Below are 18,945 nucleotides of genomic sequence, written 5' to 3'. Positions count from 1 at the left end.
GGCTGATTTCCGCGCGCCGAATCGTGTTTGGGGCGGCGATCGTCGGGGACCATCCCACAGTTGCCGACGATCGATAGGGGGATGTCGATGGCTGCCGAGGTACACGCATCGTTCTCGGGCATGAGGAAGTACGCCGAGCTCTGCCGCGACCAGCAGAGGTTCATCGACAAGGTGGACGAGCTGGTCAACGGCCAGTGCGCCGACTTCGGAGCCTTCACGGGCTTCATGGCGATGTTCTCGGGTTCCTACAAGGAGGCGCACGCCACCGTCGCGGAGGAGGTGCGCCGGGCCGCCAGGGGTGCCGGCGACCTGGGGGCCAACATCACCGCCGTCCTCCACGACTTCCGCACGACCGACGAGGGTGTCAAGAACGACCTGGGCAAGCTCGACGTCAAGGTCGACGCCGCCCACCTCGGCCACCTCGCCGGTCACGAGGGTGGCCCCGGCCTCCCGACGCCGATCAAGGTCGGCAACGCCGCGTTGAGCTACCTCGACCACGCCAGCGACGTGGCCGAGCACATGCCCCAGCACCTCGCCGGCCTGCCGGGTCGGACGCCACCGCTGCCCGACGCCGACATCCGCGGCCTGCCGACCGATGGTGTCGAGCTGGTCAGTCAGGTGACCGACACCATCGCCGCCGGGGAGTCGATGAGCGACGCCCAGGACGACGAGAACCTCTACGAGGACTTCGAGAACCGCCACCAGCACCACGAGGAGGCCCACCGATGAGCGTCGCCTTCGCCGACCCGAGCGGGCTCCTGGTCCCGCACACCTCGAACGCCGAGTCGGACATGATCGACTCGATCCGCAGCGAGTGCGGGTTCATCCTGCAGACGGTGGACTGGATCGCCCGCAAGCTCGGCTACGACCTGATCGGGGCCATCATGGATCCGATCGCCGGTGACTTCTCCTCGGTCGACGCGATGCGCATGGACTGGCACGGCATCGCGGGCGCCATGGACACCATCAGCCGCAACTACGCCTCGATGGCCGACAACGTGCCGACGATCTGGACCGGGGAGGCCGCCGACGCCGCCCGGGCGCGGCTGTCGAAGATGGCCGAGGCCCACGGCACCCACTCCGAGGCGGCCGACCTGATGGCGATGCAGATGGCGAACATGCTGGCCGCGGTGACGGAGGCCTGCAAGCTCGTCGCCGGGGTGCTCGGCCTCCTCGAGGAGCTGGTGCTGTCGTTCTCGCTGGCCAAGTGGGCCAAGGAGATCCTGACCATGGGGTCGGGCGTGCGACGCGCGATCACCCTCATCGACAAGGCGATCACCTTCATCAAGGGCCTCAACAACGTGATCCCCCCGATCCTCAAGGCCGCCGCGCTGATGGCCGCCATGTTCAAGGCCCTGAACATGGCCTTCATGCTGCCGATGTCCGCCGGTCAGCAGGCCGACGCCGCCAACCACATCGACGACACGGCCGCGGCCGGCTGGTAGGGCGAGGCATGAGTGAGGAGCAGCTGGCGGCCCTGAGGGCCGACATGCGCGAGGCCCTGGCCGAGATGCAGCAGGTGTCCGACGAGCTGCGGGCCCAGAGCGCCTCGCTGCTCGCCGAGGTGGAGATCGAGCGGGCGCAGCTGCGGGCCGCGCGGGAGCAGGCCGAGGCGGAGTACGCCGAGCAGGCGCGCGACGGCGAGGCCGGCCGGGCCCGCGAGGAGCTGCAGCGCCGCATCGACGAGGAGGAGACCACCTGGCGCGCCGTCATGTCCGGGGAGGACCAGCACTGGAGCGCGGTCGAGGTGCGGGAGGAGATCGTCGGCGATGCCCGCACCGAGGTCGACCGCCTCGAGGTCGACGACCCCGAGATGGCCCGGCGCTACCGCGAGCACGCCACGCTCCGCGAGGGTGACAGGATCGGGGAGTGGACCCCGTGACGAATCCCGTCGGCAGCCGCCGCGACATGACCCCGGAGCAGGACGAGGCGATCAACCGCACCGTGAAGCGGCTGGAGTGGCTCGCGCTGCTGCGCGGAGCGCTTCCGCTCTGCTTCGTAGGGTTCGGCGTGGCCGGTCTCTACGCCTGGATCGCCAGCACGGGGGACGACGCCGTCCAGACGTTCTGGATCGGAGTCCCGCTCGGCATCATCGGCTCGATCCTCGCGATCGTCGGCTATCGCGGTCGGCTCCGGGAGATCCGTCGGCCCGGGGACCCCAACACCAGGCACTACCCGTGGCTGTTCATCGGCTGGGTCGTCGTGGTGGCCGGCCTGCTGATCCCGCCCTACACCGCCGGCTGACCCACCTGCCCGAGGACCTGTCAGGCCTCGTGCTCCCGCAGGGCGAGGGCCTCGCGGTCGACGGAGTCCGGGTCGATGACCGGGACGTAGATCCGCGGCCCGTCGTCGTCGGTGACCCGGTCGACCGGCCGCCCGAGGCCGGCGGCGTACTCCATCACGGCGGCCGCGTCCGCGCGGCGGTCCTGCTCGACCAGCCAGCCGGTCAGCCGGTGCACGGGCGGCAGGCCGCTGTGCACCAGCGACCGGTCGCCCCACATCTCGACCACGCCGGCCCGGAGCAACGACCACCACTCGTCGGGGCAGCCGGGGATCTCGGTGAAGTAGCGGTGCAGGTCGCCGGCCAGGACCCGGTCCCGGAAGACCTCCAGGACCTGGGGATCGGCGTACTCCTCCACGGCGTGCAGTGCCATCCGCTTGGTCTCCCACCGGTCGGCGAGGTCCTGCAACGACGAGCGCTGCTGCGTGATCGAGGTGCCGTCCTGACGGATTCGCCAGTGGTAGACGACCTCGGGGAGGACGTCGAAACGGCCGGCGAGGAAGGCCCGCGTCGTGGTCGGCTGGTCCTCGTAGCGGACGCCCTCGGGCCACGACAGGCCGGCGGACTCCCAGAACGAGCGGCGGAACATCTTGTTCCAGGCGAAGACGTCGCCGAGGATCTCGGGGTGGTCGGTGATGCCGACCGCGAGCCGTCGGGTCGCGTGCAGGCGCCGCATCCACGGCGGCTCGTGCAGACCATCGGGCTCCCACCGCACGATCGACCCGGTGGCGAAGTCGGACCCCGACCCTTCCAGCGACCGGACCAGTGTCGACCAGGCGTCGCGCGGCACGACGTCGTCGGAGTCCAGGAAGGTCACGTAGTCGCCGGTGACGTGCCGCAGTCCCTCGTTGCGCGCCGCGCCCAGCCCGTGGTTGTCGGTGTGCACCACCCGGACACGCGGGTCACGCGCGGCGTAGGCATCGGCGATCGCCCCGGACCCGTCGGGGGAGCCGTCGTCGACGACGACCACCTCGACGTCGCGGTGCCGCTGCTCGAGGGCGGAGTCGAGGCAGGCCGGCAGCCAGGCCTCGACGGCGTAGACCGGGACGACGACGCTCACCAGGGGCGCGCGGCGGCGTCCGAACCTCATGCGCCGGAATCTACCGACAGGAAGGGGTCGACCGAGTCGGTCGCGAGCGGCTCGCCGGGAGCGGCGTACATGATGTCGAGCGTGCGGCCGCCCAGGTCGCCGACGGCCTCGCCCATCCCGGCCAGCACCTGCTCGCGGGGGAGCGTGGTGCGTAGGCCGAGGAGGTAGCCCTGCAGGCCGTCGGGGTACTCGATCCACGCGAGGGTCGCCGTCTCCACCCCACCCAGCCCCGAGAGGTACGTCGACAGCCGGTCGACGAGACCGTCCGGCACGCTCGCCGGCCGGCCGACGTTGACGGTCGTCTCGGCCTCGACAGTGCGGCTGGGGGCCCCCGGGACGACCCCGGCCATCAGGTCGGACATCTCCGGGACGGTGAACTCCTTGCCGTAGTCGTTGTGCGGGTTGAGCAGCAGCGGAAGGTTGGCGCGCACGAGCATGCCGAACAGCCCGCGGCCCTCGATGCCGCGCACCTCGTACTGGCCCTCGGTCAGCCCCATCGCGGCCGCGAACGCGGCGTAGCGGTCCGGGGAGGTGAAGGCGACCGCGAGCGGCACCTCGCGATGGTCGTTGATCGTGAGCGGGTGGAACTGGTCCGTGGCGGAGCCGGGGGTGCCGGGCACACCGAGCATGGTGGCCATCGCGGCGTCCGTGAACCGCTGCGACGCCTGCGCGTCGTCGCGGGAGTCGGCGGCTGCGACCAGCAGCTCCTCAAGGGGTGTGAGTGGGGTCTCGGCGTGCGTCATGGTGCCCACCTTCACATGTCGCCGCCCGCGCGCAGAACGGTAGGCTCCCTGCTCGTGACGACCCCCACCAGTGGCCCCACCAATGCCCCGACGCCGGCCGACCCCGCGGACCTCTCCCCGGAGGCCTACCCGCGCAAGGTCCTCTTCGTGGCCGGAGCCGGCCGCAGCGGCACGAGCACGATGGCCGGTCTCATGCAGATCCTGGGCCTCCACGTCCCGCAGCCCGAGGTCGTCGCCGACGAGACCAACCCCAAGGGCTTCGGGGAGCCGGCCTGGGCCGTCGAGCACCACGACCGCCTCCTGAAGGAGGCCGGCGTCCAGGTCAGCGACGCCCGTCCCGACGCGTGGTTCGAGACCGGCCGGGTCAGCACCCGCGAGCCGGAGCGGATCAAGACCGCCGAGTGGCTGGAGAGCCACTTCTCGGAGTCCCCGGACTACACCGAGCTGGTCGTGAAGGACCCGCGGCTGAGCTGGTTCCTCTCGCTGTGGCGCGTCGCCGCGATCCGCACCGGCGCCACGCCCGTCTTCGCGACGATGCTGCGCCCGCCGGCCGAGGTCGTGGGCAGCAAGCAGAAGTACTACGCCAACCGGCTGGGCTCGGCCCACCTCGCCGCGTCCTGGCTCAACATGCTCCTGCACACCGAGCGCGCGACCCGCGAGTCCGTCGCGGACGGCGGTCGCTCCTTCGTGCGGTACGCCGACCTCCTCGACGACTGGACCAAGACCACGATGCAGGTCGGGGAGCAGCTCGACCTGCAGCACCTCCTGCACGCCAAGAGCGAGGCGATCCGCGACGGGCACCGCTTCGTCGACCCCGGCCTGCGCCGCGTGACCCAGTCGCTGGCCGACCTCAACCTGCCGCCGCGCCTGCACGAGATCACCGGCGACACCTGGCACGAGCTCAACAAGCTCGCCGACCCCGGCGGTGACACCCCCGAGGTGCACGCCGCGCTCGACTCGCTCCGTGAGGCCTACGTCGAGCTCTACGAGGAGGCCGAGGCCATCTCGCGCTCGTCGGTGGTCGCCGCCGAGCAGCGTGTCCGCAAGCAGGGCAAGGGTGCTCCCCGCCCGGCCGCCCCGGCGCCCTCGTCGCTGGTCGACAAGGTGCCGCACGACCTGCGCGCCAAGATCCCGCCGAGCGTGCGCCGCGGCGTGCGCAAGGCACTCGGTCGCAGCCGGTGACGGGGACCCGCACGGCCACGGGGCTGAGCAACCTCGAGGGCCACAGCGACTTCGACATCACCTGGCCCTGGACCCGGCCCGGCGGGCTGCGTGCCGGCACGACCGCGGTGCTGCGGGTCAAGGACGAGGCGCCCAGCCTGCCGTTCGTGCTGCCCCCGTTGCTGCGGGCCTGCGACCACGTGCTGGTCGTCGACAACGGCTCGACCGACGGCACGCCCGACGTCGCGGCCGAGACCGCAGCGAAGGCCGGGCTGGCCGACAAGCTCACCCAGGCGACGTACCCCTTCTCGGTGGCGCGCGCCGGCGCCGAGCACCTCGCCCAGCACGAGCTGTCGGTGCACTCGCTGGCCTACTTCTACAACTGGTGCTTCGCCCAGGTCGGGACCCGCTACTCCTGGAAGTGGGACGGCGACATGGTGCTGACCACCGAGGGTGAGGTCTCGATCGCCGACCTCGGCTGGCAGGTCGGCGACGTCCAGTCGATCATCCGCGTGCCGCGCCACGGCCTCTACCTGGCCGACGACCGCACCGGCTACCTCGACCTCGGCCTGCGCAACGCCGAGGAGTGGGGCTTCCCGATCGGGCCGGACTTCATCTACACCAAGGCCTACGAGTGGGAGATCCGGACGACGCCCGAGGGCGTCCGCTCGATCGGCCTGCCGCAGGGCATGTGCGTGGAGCTGAAGTACCTCGACGGCGACGAGTTCGCGCACTGGACCGACCCGGAGTCGTTCGCGACCAGCTTCCGCAACAAGCGCAAGCGCCGCGAGTGGGAGGTCTTCAACGCTCTCAAGGACGGGACCGTCCCCGAGGGCGTCGTGGAGCTCCGCGCCCCCTCCGGCACCCACATCGTCGACTACGTCACCCACGAGTGGCTGCCCCGCGCCCCGCGCCCCCTGCAGGTGGGCCCGCGCTGACGGACCGGTGTCGGACACGTCACGTCCCGGTCCGTTCCCAGGCGGGGATGCACCCGCGTACATTCGACGTTGCACTGAAGTACCACTGACGAGCACACCGTCCGGTACCCACACCGGCCCCCGCGAGGGGGTGGTCGGAGGGACTGGAACGAAAGGTTCGCTACATGACGCACCACTTCACCGTGGGCGTCGTCGGCGCTGGACGCGTCGGCGCCGTCCTCGCCTCCGCGCTGGGCGCCGCGGGCCACCACGTCGTGGCCGCCGCCGGCGAGTCCGACGCCTCCCGTGCCCGCATCGCAGCCCTGCTGCCCGGTGCCGTCAACGAGAAGCCGACCGCCGTCGCCCGCGCCTGCGACCTGCTGCTGCTCACGGTCCCCGACGACATGCTCCCCAACGTCGTCCAGATGCTCGCCGCCAGCGGCGCGATCTCCGCCGGCCAGACGGTCGTGCACACCTCGGGCCGCCACGGCCTCGCGGTCCTCGAGCCCGCTGCCGACCTCGGCGCCCACGTCATCGCCATGCACCCCGCCATGACCTTCACCGGCACGGCCGTCGACCTCGACCGGCTCGTCGGCTGCGTCTTCGGCCTCACTGCCGGCCCGGCCGACAAGGCCGTCGCCGAGTCCCTCGTCGCCGACCTCGGCGGCCGCCCCATGTGGGTGCCCGAGGAGATGCGCACGCTCTACCACGCGGGCCTGGCCCACGGCGCCAACCACCTCGTCACCCTGGTGACCGAGGCGATGGAGGTGCTCGCCGCGGCCGGCGCCGACGACCCGGCCGGCACCCTCCGCCCGCTGCTGACCGCCGCGCTCGACAACGCGCTGGCGCAGGGCGACGCCGCCCTGACCGGGCCGATCGTCCGCGGCGACGTCAACACGGTGCGCGCCCACCTCGCCGACATCGCCGCCAACGCGCCGCAGACGCTGGCGTCGTACGTCGCCATGGCCCGCGCGACGCTCGACCGGGTGGTGACCGACGGTCGCCTCCTGCCCATCCGTGCCGCGAGCATCCGGCTCGCCCTCGACGAGGCCGTCGCCACCGCCGCCGGCCGCTCCGGAGTCCCCCTGACGTGAGTGCTGACATGAGCGCCACCCCTGCCCTGGCCGGCACCCGCGCGGAGCTGGCCGCCCTGCTGTCCGCCGCCCGTGCGTCGGGTCGCCGGGTCGGCTTCGTGCCGACCATGGGTGCCCTGCACGAGGGCCACGCCAGCCTGATGCGGGTCGCCCGCGACGAGGTCGGCGACGGCCCGGTCGTCGTCTCGATCTTCGTCAACCCCCTGCAGTTCGGGGAGGGCGAGGACCTCGACCGTTATCCCCGCACCCTCGAGACCGACCTGAAGCTGTGCGAGCGGGAGGGCGTGGACATCGTCTTCGCGCCGTCGGTCGAGGAGGTCTACCCCGGTGGTGAGCCGGAGGTGACGATCGAGCCCGGCCCGCTGGCCACGGTCCTCGAGGGCCGCACCCGCCCCGGCCACTTCCGCGGGGTGCTGACGGTGGTCGCCAAGCTCTTCGGGCTGGTCCGGCCCGACGTCGCCGTGTTCGGGCAGAAGGACTACCAGCAGCTCGCGCTGATCCGGCGGATGGTGCTCGACCTCAACCTCGCCGTCGACGTGGTCGGCGCCGAGACCGAGCGCGAGCCCGACGGACTGGCGCTCTCCAGCCGCAACCGCTACCTCGACGAGGAGCAGCGCCGCGAGGCCGTCGTCCTCAGCCGCACCCTGCTGGCCGCCCGCGAGGGAGCCGAGTACGGCGTGGACGTCGCCCTCGACGCGGCCCGGGCGGAGCTGCGCACCTCCACCGTGGTCGACCTCGACTACCTCGAGATCACCGCCCCCGACCTCAGCGAGCTCCCCACCGACGTACCCGCCGGCACCGAGGCGCGGGTGCTCATCGCCGCCCGCGTCGGGAGCACCCGGCTCATCGACAACATGCCCCTGATCCTCGGGGCCCCACCCGCTGCCCGACCCGCCGCCACCGAGACCCAGGGAGACGCCTGATGCTCCGCACCATGATGAAGAGCAAGATCCACCGGGCCACCGTGACCCAGGCGGACCTCCACTACGTCGGGTCGGTGACCGTCGACGAGGACCTGCTCGAGGCGGCCGACCTGCTGCCCGGCGAGCTGGTCCACATCGTCGACGTCACCAACGGCGCCCGGATCGAGACCTACACGATCGCGGGGGAGCGTGGCTCCGGCGTGCTCGGCATCAACGGCGCCGCCGCGCGCCTGGTGCACCCCGGCGACGTCGTCATCCTGATCGGCTACGGCCAAATGGAGACGGCCGAGGCGCTCGAGCTGAAGCCGCACGTCGTCTTCGTCGACGCCGACAACAAGATCCTCGCGACGGGCTTCGACCCGGCCGAGACCTTCGACGGCGCCGGTCTGGTCCGTGGCGACTCCGTCCAGCCGTCGGGGGCGGGGCGCTAACCTGCGCCCATGGCCGACACACCCGTACGCCGGGTCCCCGGGCGCCTGACCGCGCCCGCCCCGGGCTGGACCACGACCTCCGACGTGGTGGTCATCGGCTCCGGCATCGCGGGGCTCACCGCCGCGCTGCGCCTGCGCGGTCAGGTCGACAAGATCCTGGTCGTCACCAAGGACGTCCTCGCCGCCGGCTCGACCCAGTGGGCGCAGGGCGGCATCGCCGCCGCGCTCGGCCCGGGTGACACACCGGCGCAGCACGAGGTCGACACCCTCGTCGCCGGTGCGGGTGCCTGCGACCTCGAGGCCGTCCGGGCCCTGGTCACCGAGGGGCCGGAGGCGGTCCGCGAGCTGATCGCGCTCGGCACCCGCTTCGACCACAGCCCCGAGGGCGAGCTGTCGCTGACCCGCGAGGGCGGCCACCACCGCGACCGCATCGCGCACGCCGGCGGCGACGCCACCGGCGCCGAGATCCAGCGCGCCCTCATCGCCGCCATCGAGCAGGCCCCCGAGATCGAGGTCGTCCAGCACGCCCTCGCGGTCGACCTGCTGCTCGACGGCCCGGCCGGCGAGGGCGCCATCGCCGGCGTGACCCTGCACGTGATGGGCGAGGGCCAGCGCGACGGCGTCGGCCTGGTCCGCTGCCGGGCCGTGGTGCTCGCCAGCGGCGGCCTGGGCCAGGTGTTCTCGCAGACGACCAACCCCGCGGTCTCCACCGGTGACGGCATGGCGGTCGCCCTGCGGGCCGGCGCGGTGCTGCGCGACCTGGAGTTCGTGCAGTTCCACCCGACGGTGATGTACCTCGGCCCCGAGTCCCGCGGACAGCAGCCGCTCATCTCCGAGGCGGTCCGCGGTGAGGGGGCCTTCCTCGTGGACTTCGACGGCGCACGCTTCATGCAGGGCGTCCACGAGCTGGCCGACCTCGCGCCGCGCGACGTGGTCGCCAAGGCGATCATGCGCCGGATGATGGAGACCGGGCAGCCGCACATGTGGCTGGACGCCCGCCACCTCGGTGCGGAGTTCTGGGAGCGACGCTTCCCCACCATCCTTGCGACGGCCCGCGCCCACGGCATCGACCCGGTCACCCAGCTGATCCCCGTCGCCCCGGCCTGCCACTACGCCTCGGGTGGCGTCCGCACCGACCTGTGGGGCCGCTCCAGCGTGCCCGGCCTCTACGCCACCGGCGAGGTCGCGTGCTCCGGCGTGCACGGCGCCAACCGGCTCGCGTCCAACTCGCTCCTCGAGGGCCTCGTCTTCTCCCGCCGGATCGCGACCGTCCTGCCCGGCGAGCTCCACCCCTGGTCCGAGCCGGTCACCGACACCCGCACCCACGGACTGGTCCCGGGGTCGGTCCGGGCCGAGCTGCAGGAGGTGATGACCTCCCGCGTCGGCGTGCTGCGCAACGCGACCGGCCTCGAGGAGGCTGGCGTCCTCCTCGACAAGCTGGCGGGCGTCCCCGCCGAGGCCGTCGACCAGGAGTCCTGGGAGACCACCAACCTCGTGACCATCAGCGCTGCGCTCACCGGGGCCGCCGCCCTGCGCGAGGAGACCCGCGGGTCGCACTGGCGCGAGGACTTCCCCGAGCGCGACGACATCCGTTGTGCCGGGCACTTCGACACCGTCATGGCCGACGGGGAGACGACGATCGAGTTCGTCCCCGCAGCACCCACCGACCCCTCCCACCCCGCACCGCAGGAGCACCCGTGATCACCCGCACGCCGTACGACGCCCTCCCGGCCGAGCTCCTGGAGGAGCTGGCCGCCGCGGGCCTGGACGCCAAGGCCGTCTACGACGCGGTTGTCCTCGCCGTGGCCGAGGACCTCCCGGGCGAGGACGTCACGAGCGTCGCGACCATCCCCGAGTCGGCGCGGGGAGTCGCCGACTTCGCGGCCCGCGAGCCGGGAGTCGTCGCCGGGCTCACGGTCGCTGCCCTGGTCTTCCACTACGTCATGGGCGACGAGGTCGTGGTGGCCGACCGGCTCGCCGACGGCTCGCGCGTCGCCGCCGGTGACGTCGTGATGCGAGTCAGTGGCCCCACCCGGGGGTTGCTCACCGCCGAGCGCACCGCCCTCAACTACGCCAGCCACCTCTCCGGCGTCGCCACCGCGACGGCGGCGTGGGTGGACGCCCTCGCGGGCACCCGCGCACGGGTCCTCGACACCCGCAAGACGCTGCCGACCTACCGCGCCCTCCAGAAGTACGCCGTCCGCTGCGGGGGCGGCGTCAACCACCGGTTCTCGCTGTCGGACATGGCCATGGTCAAGGACAACCACGTCGTGGCCGCGGGCGGCGTGGTGCCCGCCTACGAGGCGGTCCGTGCCGCCTACCCCGACCTGCCGGTGGAGGTCGAGGTGACCGACCTCGACCAGCTGCGCGAGCTCCTCGAGGCGGGCTGCGACCGGATCCTGCTCGACAACATGGACTCCCCGACGATGGCCGAGGCCGTCGCGATCACGGCCGGCCGCGCCACGCTCGAGGCCTCCGGCGGGCTGACCTTCGGGCGTGCCCGCGAGGTCGCCGAGACCGGCGTCGACTTCATCTCCGTCGGTGCCCTCACCCACTCGGTGAAGGTCTTCGACATCGGGCTCGACCTGCAGGACGCCTAGGCCATGCCGCTCCTCGCCGCCGACATCGGCAACAGCCACACCGTGCTCGGCCTGGTCGAGGACGGCGAGGTCGGCGCGGACTGGCGGGTCGCCACCGACGATCGACGTACCTCCGACGAGTGGGCGGTGCTCCTCAACGGGCTGCTCGGCGACCTGCGTCCGACGGTCACCGGCGTCGCGGTCTGCTCGACCGTGCCGTCGGTCCTGCACGAGTGGCGCGAGATGCTCGCCCGGCACTTCGCCGACGTGCCGCACGTCGTCGTCGAGCCGGGCGTCCGCACCGGCGTGCCGGTCCTCATGGACAACCCGCGCGAGGTCGGCTCGGACCGGATCATCAATGCGCTGGCCGCTGCCACGAAGTACGGCGGTCCCGCGATCGTGGTCGACTTCGGAGGCACCGCCACGACCTTCGACGTGGTCAGCACCCAGGGGCAGTACGTCGGCGGCGCCATTGCACCCGGTATCGAGATCTCCCTCGAGGCGCTCGGCGCGCGCGGTGCCCAGCTGCGCAAGGTCGAATTGCTGCGGCCGCGTTCGGTGATTGCCAAGAACACCGTCGAGGCGCTTCAGTCGGGAATGGTTTTCGGGGTCGCGTCCCAGGTCGAGGGAATCGTGGCCCGGATGACCGCGGAGCTCGGCGTCGAGGCGCACGAGATGAACGTCATTGCGACCGGTTATCTCGCGCCTCTGGTATTCGACGAATGCCGGTGTTTCACCGCGTCCGACCCGTGGCTCACCCTGCGCGGCCTCGAGCTGGTGTTCACCCGCAACAGCTGACGCATATCGCGCAGATCTGGAAAGGGCCTATTCGGCGAGCACGGGAGAATTCTTTTCCTCCTGTGCCATGATGCATTCGAAATCCCCCGTATTCAGCATGCATTTCTATGAATGAGGTAATGCAGATGGCTCAGAAGGTCCACATCGTCCTGGTCGACGACCTCGACGGAAGCGAGGCCACCGAAACCGTTTCCTTCGGCCTCGACGGCACGTCCTACGAGATCGACCTCAACGACAAGAACGCCGCGAAGCTGCGCGACGTCCTGGCCGGCTACACCGGTCACGCCCGCAAGGTCGGCGGCGCCTCTCGCCGTGGCCGCAAGTCCTCGGCCGCCTCCGCGTCGGGCCCGAGCGCCCGCGAGATCCGCGACTGGGCCCGCTCCAACGGCTACGACGTGCCCGACCGCGGCCGCGTCTCCGCCGACGTGCGCCAGGCCTTCGACGCGGCCAACTGACACGTGCGGCGACCGCCGGGCCGACCTATCGTCTTCGCATGCGCTTGCTGACTCGGGCGGCACTCGCCGCTGGCCTGCTGACGATGAACGGCCTGGCGGTCGCCTGCTCGGAGGACAACCCCCTCGACAACGCCTCGACCTGCCCGGGGTCGACCTGCACGGCGGAGCTCCAGGACCTCGTCGACGCCGTCGGGGCCGTCGACGGGGTCCACGCGGTGACCGAGGCGCACCGCGAGCACGTCGTCGGCAAGCCCGAGCGCGTGCTCGTCGAGGTCGACGCGGCCCCGACCGACGACGCTGCGGGTGAGTCGATCGCCAACGACGTCGCCGACGTGATCGAGGCCTCGCCCATCGCGCCCGAGCAGCTCGCGGTCACCGTGACGTGGCGGCCCGCAGACATGGTCGACCACCCGGTCGAGTTCACCAGTCACCAGGCGCCGCCCGGGGGGCGCTGTGCCGACTCCGGGTGCTCCAGCGAGCTGGCCGCGCTGGTCGCCGACGTACGCGCCCGCTACCCCGATGCCTCGGGTGTCCGGGCCACCCTGGAGGGCGGTCGTGTCGACGTGTCGGGACGCTGGGAGGGCGCCGGAGACGCCCCTGCCGTGGCCGTGGCCGGCCTGGTCCACGACTCGGAGGTCCGCGGCTACGACACGACGGTCGTGACCCTGGTGGAGCGGACTCCGCACCAGGTGGAGGTACGCCGCGGCGGGTGGTGACCCCGAGCGGCTCTCCACAGGTCGCTGGGGTCGGGGTTTGGGCCCGTTCCGCGTGCGGAATCCCTACGGTGTCCGCTCGGAGACCAGGAGTCAGACATGTACGGGGAACCCAGCAAGATCCGCGAGGTCGCGGAACGGCTCGAACGTCGCGCAGACCAGCTGCGCACGGAGGCCGACGACCTGCACGCAGCCAGCCAGGAGACCGGGTGGGTCTCGGTCGCGGCCGACCGCATGCGCGCCCAGGCGACGCAGCGGCGTGACGAGCTCCGGGGCGTGGCCCGGGAGTACGACGAGGCCGCGCAGAAGGTCCGTGACCACGCGGCCGAGGTGCAGCGGCTCCTCGACCTGATCGCCACCATCGAGCACCAGGCCCGCGCCATCATCGCCGGCGCCATCGACCGGGTGAAGGACGCCGTCTCCGACGTGATCGGTGGCATCAAGGACGCACTCACCCCCGGCGACGAGCACGACAAGCGCCTCGCCGAGACCCCCTTGCCCCCACCCGGCCACAAGGACTGGCTCGACATGCCCGACGTGATCCCCGGGATCCGGCTGTGAGCCCCGTGGTGCGCGTGGCCACGCGCCCGGCGGAGGCCGTCCCCCTCGTCCCGTGGCGGGTCCGGCTGCGCCTGGACGAGCTGGTGCTGGCGGCCCGGCTCGCCGGCGACGTACCCCTCCCGGTGCGCGTCGACACCGACGGCGGCCACCGGCTCTCCGACCGGCTCTCCGGCACGCCCCTGAGCCAGGCACGCTCCCTCCTCGCAGCCTCCCTCGCCCGGGTGGACGACGACGGCCCGTCCGGGGCCCGCGCGTCGCTGCAGGACCAGGAGCTCCTCGACGGCGACGACGTCGACCCTGCGGTCGCGTCCGCCCTGGTGGTCCTCGCGACCGGACCGCTCGGCCTCCAGCTCGACGTCGCGGTGGAGCGTGCGGCGGGGACCTCGCGGCTCCGTTGCTGGTTCGGCGTCGCGCCCGGCATGGTCGTCCAGCTCTCGACCGGCGACGGCCTGGACTACGAGCTCGCCTGGTTCGACCCGGCCCTGTGGGTCTCCCAGCTCACCCGGGCCGTGACCGTCGAGCCCTGGGCGTCCTCGACGGCGCCGATGGCCCTGCCCGACTACGTCTCCCTGCCCAGCGAGCTGCTGGCGGGGAGCGAGAAGGCCCACGACGAGCAGCGCACCGACCTGGTGCCGGCGATGGCCGCGGCGCATGTCGGGCGGGTCCGGCTCGGCGAGCCGGGCCACGTCCACGAGGCCGACCTCGAGGAGGTCCTGGCCCTGCTCGGCACCCTCGGCCGGGCCTGCCGCGGCCGGCTCCGGCTCCTCGCGCTGCGTCGCGATCGCGCGGAGGACCCGGCGGTGCTGTCCTGGCTCCTCTTCGACGACGGCTGGCACGAGCTGCGGCCGGGCAGGGACGCGACGAGCGTCCTGCGCCGACGCGACACCCGGGACGTGGGCCTGTTCAGCCTGCCCGTGGTCGACGCGGTCGCGCGGCCGGCCGCGGGCGCGGGGGAGGAGCGATGAGCACTCCCGACATCACGGTGAGCGGCGGCGCCGGGGGCATCGACGCCCGCTACACCGACATCGAGCGCCTCGGTCACCTCTACGGCGACCTCGGTGGCCGGCTCGCAGGTCAGGCCTGGGACGACAAGCTCGAGGCGGCCGACGGCGACCTGCTCGCGTCCGCGATCCTCTCGCCCGGCACGTTCGCCTCGGCCGAGGGCGCCATCCTCGACGCGACGTACGGGCCGCGCGGCCTGGTCGCCCGGGCTGTCGTCCTGGAGGCCGAGAGCTTCTGCTTCGTCGCGGTGGTCGAGATCTACCGCACCGCCGACGACCTGCGTCACGCCGCGATCGAGTCCCTGTCCTACGGCCTCGGCTTCATCGTCGGCGTCGACCTGCCCGGCGTCCTCCTCACCGGGGCGGTCGTCTACGGAGGGTTGCGGCTGGGCGGGATGAGCAACGAGGACCTGGTCGCCTTCCTCGAGGACCACCCGGAGCTCGCGGAGACGCTCGTCAACGGCGGCGGCGGGCTGCTCGACGGCATGTCGGTGAACCCGCTCACCGGCCCGCTGATGGGGCTGCTCGGGCTCGACGGCTTCCACCCCGACACGGGCTCGGCCGCCGACGACCTGGGCGACCTGCTCTTCGGCGACTACCACGGGACGCTCAACCCCGACTACACGCCGCCCGACGACTTCCACCTCGGCTCCCCGACCAGCGTCCAGGGCCTGATGGACAACCTCGGCACCGTCAACGACCTCGAGGACGGCGTGATCAGCGTGCAGCAGGTCGTCGGGCCCGACGGCACGGTGCGCTGGATCGTCGACCTGCCGGGCACGGACCACTTCATGGACGAGCACGCGATCCGCAACATGGGCTCCAACATGAACCTCATCGCGGGTGACGACACGGCGTACGCCGAGGCGATCCAGCAGGCGATGCAGGCCGCCGGGGTGAGCCCGGGCGACCCGGTGATGCTGGTCGGGCACTCGCAGGGCGGGATGCAGGCGGCGGCGCTCGCCGCCGACCCCGACTTCCCCTACCACGTCACCCATGTCGTGACCGCCGGTGCGCCGATCGCGACCTCGGGGATCCCCGACCACGTGCAGGTGCTGTCGCTGGAGAACTCCGCCGACCTCGTCCCGCACACCGACGGCGAGCCCAACCCGGCGACAGCCCACCACACCACCGTGACTGCGGACCTGCCGCACGGCTCGTTCGCGGGTGACCACGACCTCGGCACCTACGCCCAGATCGGCGCCGCGGTCGACGGCAGTGACGACCCGTCGGTCCAGGCAGCGCTGGGGAGCATGCACGACTTCCTCACCGGCCAGCCGGGCCAGCTCGGGACCCAGACCTTCCAGACCGAGCAGGGCGACCAGATCCGACCGGCCGACCTGCCGCTCCTCGACCTGATGCCCTGACCCGGTGACCTGACCCGATGCCCGAGGACTCCGGCCTCTCCTGTGCCGTGATCCGGACGCGTGTTCGCTGAGAGCGGAGCGCGGATGTGCGCGATCCGGGAACGCGTAGGCTGGTGCCGGGGTTAGTCCTGGTGTCCCGTCCCGTGGGACACACGCACGGGGCGGCCCCGGATCTTGAGGAGAGATGCGCATGTTCGAGCGGTTCACTGACCGAGCTCGTCGGGTGGTCGTGCTGGCCCAGGAAGAGGCCCGCATGCTCTCCCACAACTACATCGGGACCGAGCACATCCTGCTCGGCCTCATCCACGAGGGCGAGGGCGTCGCCGCCAAGGCCCTCGAGAGCCTCGACATCTCGCTCGAGGCCGTGCGTGCGCAGGTCGAGGAGATCATCGGCCAGGGCCAGCAGGCCCCGAGCGGACACATCCCCTTCACCCCTCGCGCCAAGAAGGTCCTCGAGCTGTCCCTGCGCGAGGCGCTGCAGCTCGGCCACTCCTACATCGGCACCGAGCACATCCTGCTCGGCCTGATCCGTGAGGGCGAGGGCGTCGCCGCCCAGGTGCTGCAGAAGCTCGGCGCCGACCTCAACCGCGTGCGCCAGCAGGTCATCCAGCTGCTGTCGGGCTTCCAGGGCAAGGAGTCGTCCGCCTCGGGCGCCGCGGCGAGCGGGTCCGCGAGCGACGCGCCGTCCTCCTCGCTGGTGCTCGACCAGTTCGGCCGCAACCTCACCCAGGACGCCCGCGAGGGCAAGCTGGACCCGGTCATCGGCCGGGAGCAGGAGATCGAGCGGGTCATGCAGATCCTCTCGCGGCGCACCAAGAACAACCCCGTCCTCATCGGCGAGCCCGGCGTCGGCAAGACGACGATCGTCGAGGGCCTGGCCCAGGACATCGTCAAGGGCAACGTCCCCGAGACGCTCAAGGACAAGCAGATCTACACCCTCGACCTGGGTGCCCTGGTCGCCGGCTCGCGCTACCGCGGTGACTTCGAGGAGCGCCTGAAGAAGGTGCTCAAGGAGATCCGCACCCGCGGCGACATCGTGCTGTTCATCGACGAGATCCACACCCTCGTCGGCGCCGGCGCGGCCGAGGGCGCGATCGACGCCGCCAGCATCCTCAAGCCGATGCTGGCCCGCGGCGAGCTGCAGACCATCGGCGCGACCACCCTCGACGAGTACCGCAAGTACCTCGAGAAGGATGCCGCGCTGGAGCGGCGCTTCCAGCCCATCCAGGTCGCCGAGCCCTCGATCGCCCACACGATCGAGATGCTCAAGGGCCTGCGCGACCGCTACGAGGCGCACCACCGCGTCACCATCACCGACGAGGCCCTGGTCTCCGCGGCGACGCTGGCCGACCGCTACATCTCCGACCGGTTCCTCCCGGACAAGGCCATCGACCTCATCGACGAGGCCGGCTCGCGCCTGCGCATCCGCCGGATGACCGCGCCCGCCGACCTGCGCGAGTACGACGAGAAGATCGGCGACGTGCGCCAGCGCAAGGAGGCGGCGATCGACGGGCAGGACTTCGAGGCCGCGGCCCGCCTGCGCGACGAGGAGAAGCAGCTCATCCTGAAGAAGTCCGAGCGCGAGAAGCAGTGGCGCGCCGGTGACATGGACGAGGTCGCCGAGGTCGACGAGGAGCTGATCGCCGAGGTGCTCGCCGTGGCGACCGGCATTCCGATCGTCAAGCTGTCGGAGGAGGAGTCGACCCGCCTGCTCAACATGGAGGACGAGCTCCACAAGCGTGTCATCGGCCAGGAGGAGGCCGTCAAGGCGATCTCCCGTGCCATCCGGCGTACCCGCGCCGGCATGAAGGACCCCAAGCGGCCCGGTGGGTCGTTCATCTTCGCCGGCCCCTCGGGCGTCGGGAAGACGTGGCTGTCCAAGACGCTCGCCGAGTTCCTCTTCGGCGACGAGGACGCGCTGATCCAGCTCGACATGAGCGAGTTCGGCGAGAAGCACACGGTCTCGCGGCTCTTCGGGTCCCCTCCCGGCTACGTCGGCTACGAGGAGGGCGGCCAGCTCACCGAGAAGGTCCGCCGCAAGCCGTTCTCCGTCGTCCTCTTCGACGAGGTCGAGAAGGCCCACCCGGACATCTTCAACAGCCTGCTGCAGATCCTGGAGGAAGGTCGCCTGACCGACTCCCAGGGCCGGGTGGTGGACTTCAAGAACACCGTCATCATCATGACCACCAACCTCGGCACCCGCGACATCTCCAAGGGCGTCAACCTCGGCTTCCAGCAGGGTGACGGCGCGGGCTCCTACGAGCGGATGAAGGGCAAGGTGTCGGAGGAGCTCAAGCAGCACTTCCGTCCCGAGTTCCTCAACCGTGTCGACGAGATCATCGTGTTCCCGCCGCTGACGCAGGAGCAGATCGTCGCCATGGTGGACAACATGATCGCCGGCCTCGAGCTGCGCCTGAAGGACCGCGACATGTCCCTCGAGCTCACCCAGGTCGCCAAGAACCTCCTGGCCGAGCGCGGGTTCGACCCGGTGCTGGGTGCGCGGCCGCTGCGTCGCACCATCCAGCGGGAGATCGAGGACGTGCTCGCCGAGAAGATGCTCTTCGGCGAGGTCGGCCCCGGCCAGATCGTGCTGGTCGACGTGGAGGGCGAGGGCCCGACGGCGAGCTTCACGTTCAAGGGCCAGAAGATCGGGGTGCTCCCGGACCTGCCGCCGTTCGAGACCGCGGGCGTCGAGCTCGGCGACGCGCTGGTCGAGGGCCCGGACGACTCCGAGGGCCCGATCGACGTGCCGAAGTCCGGCGACACCGACTGACCCACCGCTGATCGGCAACCGCAGGCCCGGACTCCTTCGAGTCCGGGCCTGCGGCATG

Annotated in this window: 20 protein-coding genes; 18 read left to right on the top strand and 2 right to left on the bottom strand. The window is 71.8% G+C overall.

What is annotated here, in order from left to right:
* Positions 1–87 precede the first annotated feature (87 nt).
* Genes EJF31_RS08610 through EJF31_RS08595 form a run of 4 tightly spaced genes read left to right on the top strand, consistent with a single transcriptional unit; the run spans position 88 to position 2,244 of the window.
* Positions 88–729, top strand: coding sequence for a hypothetical protein (locus EJF31_RS08610; protein ID WP_125036666.1), 642 nt, complete (start codon positions 88–90; stop codon positions 727–729).
* Positions 726–1,445: a WXG100 family type VII secretion target gene (locus EJF31_RS08605; protein WP_125036665.1), complete on the top strand. Its 720-nt coding sequence runs from the start codon at positions 726–728 to the stop codon at positions 1,443–1,445. The genes EJF31_RS08610 and EJF31_RS08605 overlap by 4 nt, the downstream gene beginning before the upstream one ends.
* Before the next feature lie 8 nt (positions 1,446–1,453).
* Positions 1,454–1,882: a hypothetical protein gene (locus EJF31_RS08600; protein ID WP_125036664.1), complete on the top strand. Its 429-nt coding sequence runs from the start codon at positions 1,454–1,456 to the stop codon at positions 1,880–1,882.
* On the top strand, positions 1,879–2,244 hold the full coding sequence (locus EJF31_RS08595) for a hypothetical protein (protein ID WP_125036663.1): 366 nt from the start codon (positions 1,879–1,881) through the stop codon (positions 2,242–2,244). The genes EJF31_RS08600 and EJF31_RS08595 overlap by 4 nt, the downstream gene beginning before the upstream one ends.
* 20 nt (positions 2,245–2,264) lie before the next feature.
* Here the strand turns inward: EJF31_RS08595 and EJF31_RS08590 are convergent, their stop codons facing one another.
* A complete protein-coding gene (locus EJF31_RS08590; protein ID WP_125036662.1) occupies positions 2,265–3,371 on the bottom strand; it encodes a glycosyltransferase family 2 protein in 1,107 nt (368 codons plus the stop codon).
* Entirely contained in the window at positions 3,368–4,114 is a 747-nt protein-coding gene (locus tag EJF31_RS08585; RefSeq protein WP_125036661.1) for an enhanced serine sensitivity protein SseB C-terminal domain-containing protein, read from the bottom strand. The genes EJF31_RS08590 and EJF31_RS08585 overlap by 4 nt, the downstream gene beginning before the upstream one ends.
* Before the next feature lie 54 nt (positions 4,115–4,168).
* Between EJF31_RS08585 and EJF31_RS08580 the strand changes: the two genes are divergently transcribed.
* The 14 genes from EJF31_RS08580 to EJF31_RS08515 all read left to right on the top strand — a co-directional run bounded on the left by EJF31_RS08580 (position 4,169) and on the right by EJF31_RS08515 (position 18,887).
* Entirely contained in the window at positions 4,169–5,296 is a 1,128-nt protein-coding gene (locus EJF31_RS08580) for a sulfotransferase family protein (protein WP_125036660.1), read from the top strand.
* Positions 5,293–6,213, top strand: coding sequence for a glycosyltransferase (locus EJF31_RS08575; protein WP_125036659.1), 921 nt, complete (start codon positions 5,293–5,295; stop codon positions 6,211–6,213). The genes EJF31_RS08580 and EJF31_RS08575 overlap by 4 nt, the downstream gene beginning before the upstream one ends.
* Before the next feature lie 164 nt (positions 6,214–6,377).
* Positions 6,378–7,286, top strand: coding sequence for a Rossmann-like and DUF2520 domain-containing protein (locus EJF31_RS08570; protein ID WP_125036658.1), 909 nt, complete (start codon positions 6,378–6,380; stop codon positions 7,284–7,286).
* A gap of 8 nt (positions 7,287–7,294) precedes the next feature.
* Positions 7,295–8,209: a pantoate--beta-alanine ligase gene (gene panC / locus EJF31_RS08565; protein ID WP_125036657.1), complete on the top strand. Its 915-nt coding sequence runs from the start codon at positions 7,295–7,297 to the stop codon at positions 8,207–8,209.
* A complete protein-coding gene (gene panD / locus EJF31_RS08560) occupies positions 8,209–8,640 on the top strand; it encodes an aspartate 1-decarboxylase (RefSeq protein WP_125036656.1) in 432 nt (143 codons plus the stop codon). Before panC ends, panD begins: the two co-directional genes overlap by 1 nt.
* 9 nt (positions 8,641–8,649) lie before the next feature.
* Positions 8,650–10,341, top strand: coding sequence for an L-aspartate oxidase (locus EJF31_RS08555; protein ID WP_125036655.1), 1,692 nt, complete (start codon positions 8,650–8,652; stop codon positions 10,339–10,341).
* A complete protein-coding gene (gene nadC, locus EJF31_RS08550; RefSeq protein WP_125036654.1) occupies positions 10,338–11,240 on the top strand; it encodes a carboxylating nicotinate-nucleotide diphosphorylase in 903 nt (300 codons plus the stop codon). Before EJF31_RS08555 ends, nadC begins: the two co-directional genes overlap by 4 nt.
* A gap of 3 nt (positions 11,241–11,243) precedes the next feature.
* Positions 11,244–12,017 carry a type III pantothenate kinase gene (locus tag EJF31_RS08545; protein WP_125036653.1) on the top strand — a complete coding sequence of 258 codons (774 nt, stop codon included), beginning with the start codon at positions 11,244–11,246 and terminating at the stop codon, positions 12,015–12,017.
* Between the two features lie 125 nt (positions 12,018–12,142).
* Positions 12,143–12,472 (top strand): Lsr2 family protein, encoded by a 330-nt coding sequence (locus EJF31_RS08540; protein WP_125036652.1) that lies wholly within the window; start codon positions 12,143–12,145, stop codon positions 12,470–12,472.
* A gap of 38 nt (positions 12,473–12,510) precedes the next feature.
* The gene (locus EJF31_RS08535; RefSeq protein ID WP_125036651.1) at positions 12,511–13,188 is read left to right on the top strand and encodes a hypothetical protein; all 678 of its coding nucleotides are present in this window, start codon (positions 12,511–12,513) and stop codon (positions 13,186–13,188) included.
* Between the two features lie 96 nt (positions 13,189–13,284).
* Positions 13,285–13,746, top strand: coding sequence for a WXG100 family type VII secretion target (locus EJF31_RS08530; RefSeq protein ID WP_125036650.1), 462 nt, complete (start codon positions 13,285–13,287; stop codon positions 13,744–13,746).
* The gene (locus EJF31_RS08525; protein ID WP_125036649.1) at positions 13,743–14,711 is read left to right on the top strand and encodes a hypothetical protein; all 969 of its coding nucleotides are present in this window, start codon (positions 13,743–13,745) and stop codon (positions 14,709–14,711) included. Before EJF31_RS08530 ends, EJF31_RS08525 begins: the two co-directional genes overlap by 4 nt.
* The gene (locus EJF31_RS08520) at positions 14,708–16,114 is read left to right on the top strand and encodes an alpha/beta fold hydrolase (RefSeq protein WP_125036648.1); all 1,407 of its coding nucleotides are present in this window, start codon (positions 14,708–14,710) and stop codon (positions 16,112–16,114) included. Before EJF31_RS08525 ends, EJF31_RS08520 begins: the two co-directional genes overlap by 4 nt.
* A 190-nt stretch (positions 16,115–16,304) precedes the next feature.
* A complete protein-coding gene (locus EJF31_RS08515; RefSeq protein WP_125036647.1) occupies positions 16,305–18,887 on the top strand; it encodes an ATP-dependent Clp protease ATP-binding subunit in 2,583 nt (860 codons plus the stop codon).
* Positions 18,888–18,945 lie beyond the last annotated feature (58 nt).

Origin of the sequence: Nocardioides sp. LS1 (genome assembly GCF_003865225.1) — a bacterium.
GTDB lineage: Bacteria > Actinomycetota > Actinomycetes > Propionibacteriales > Nocardioidaceae > Nocardioides > Nocardioides ginsengisegetis.
Note: the sequence above shows the minus strand (reverse complement) of the source record. Positions and strands in the feature narration are given on the sequence as shown.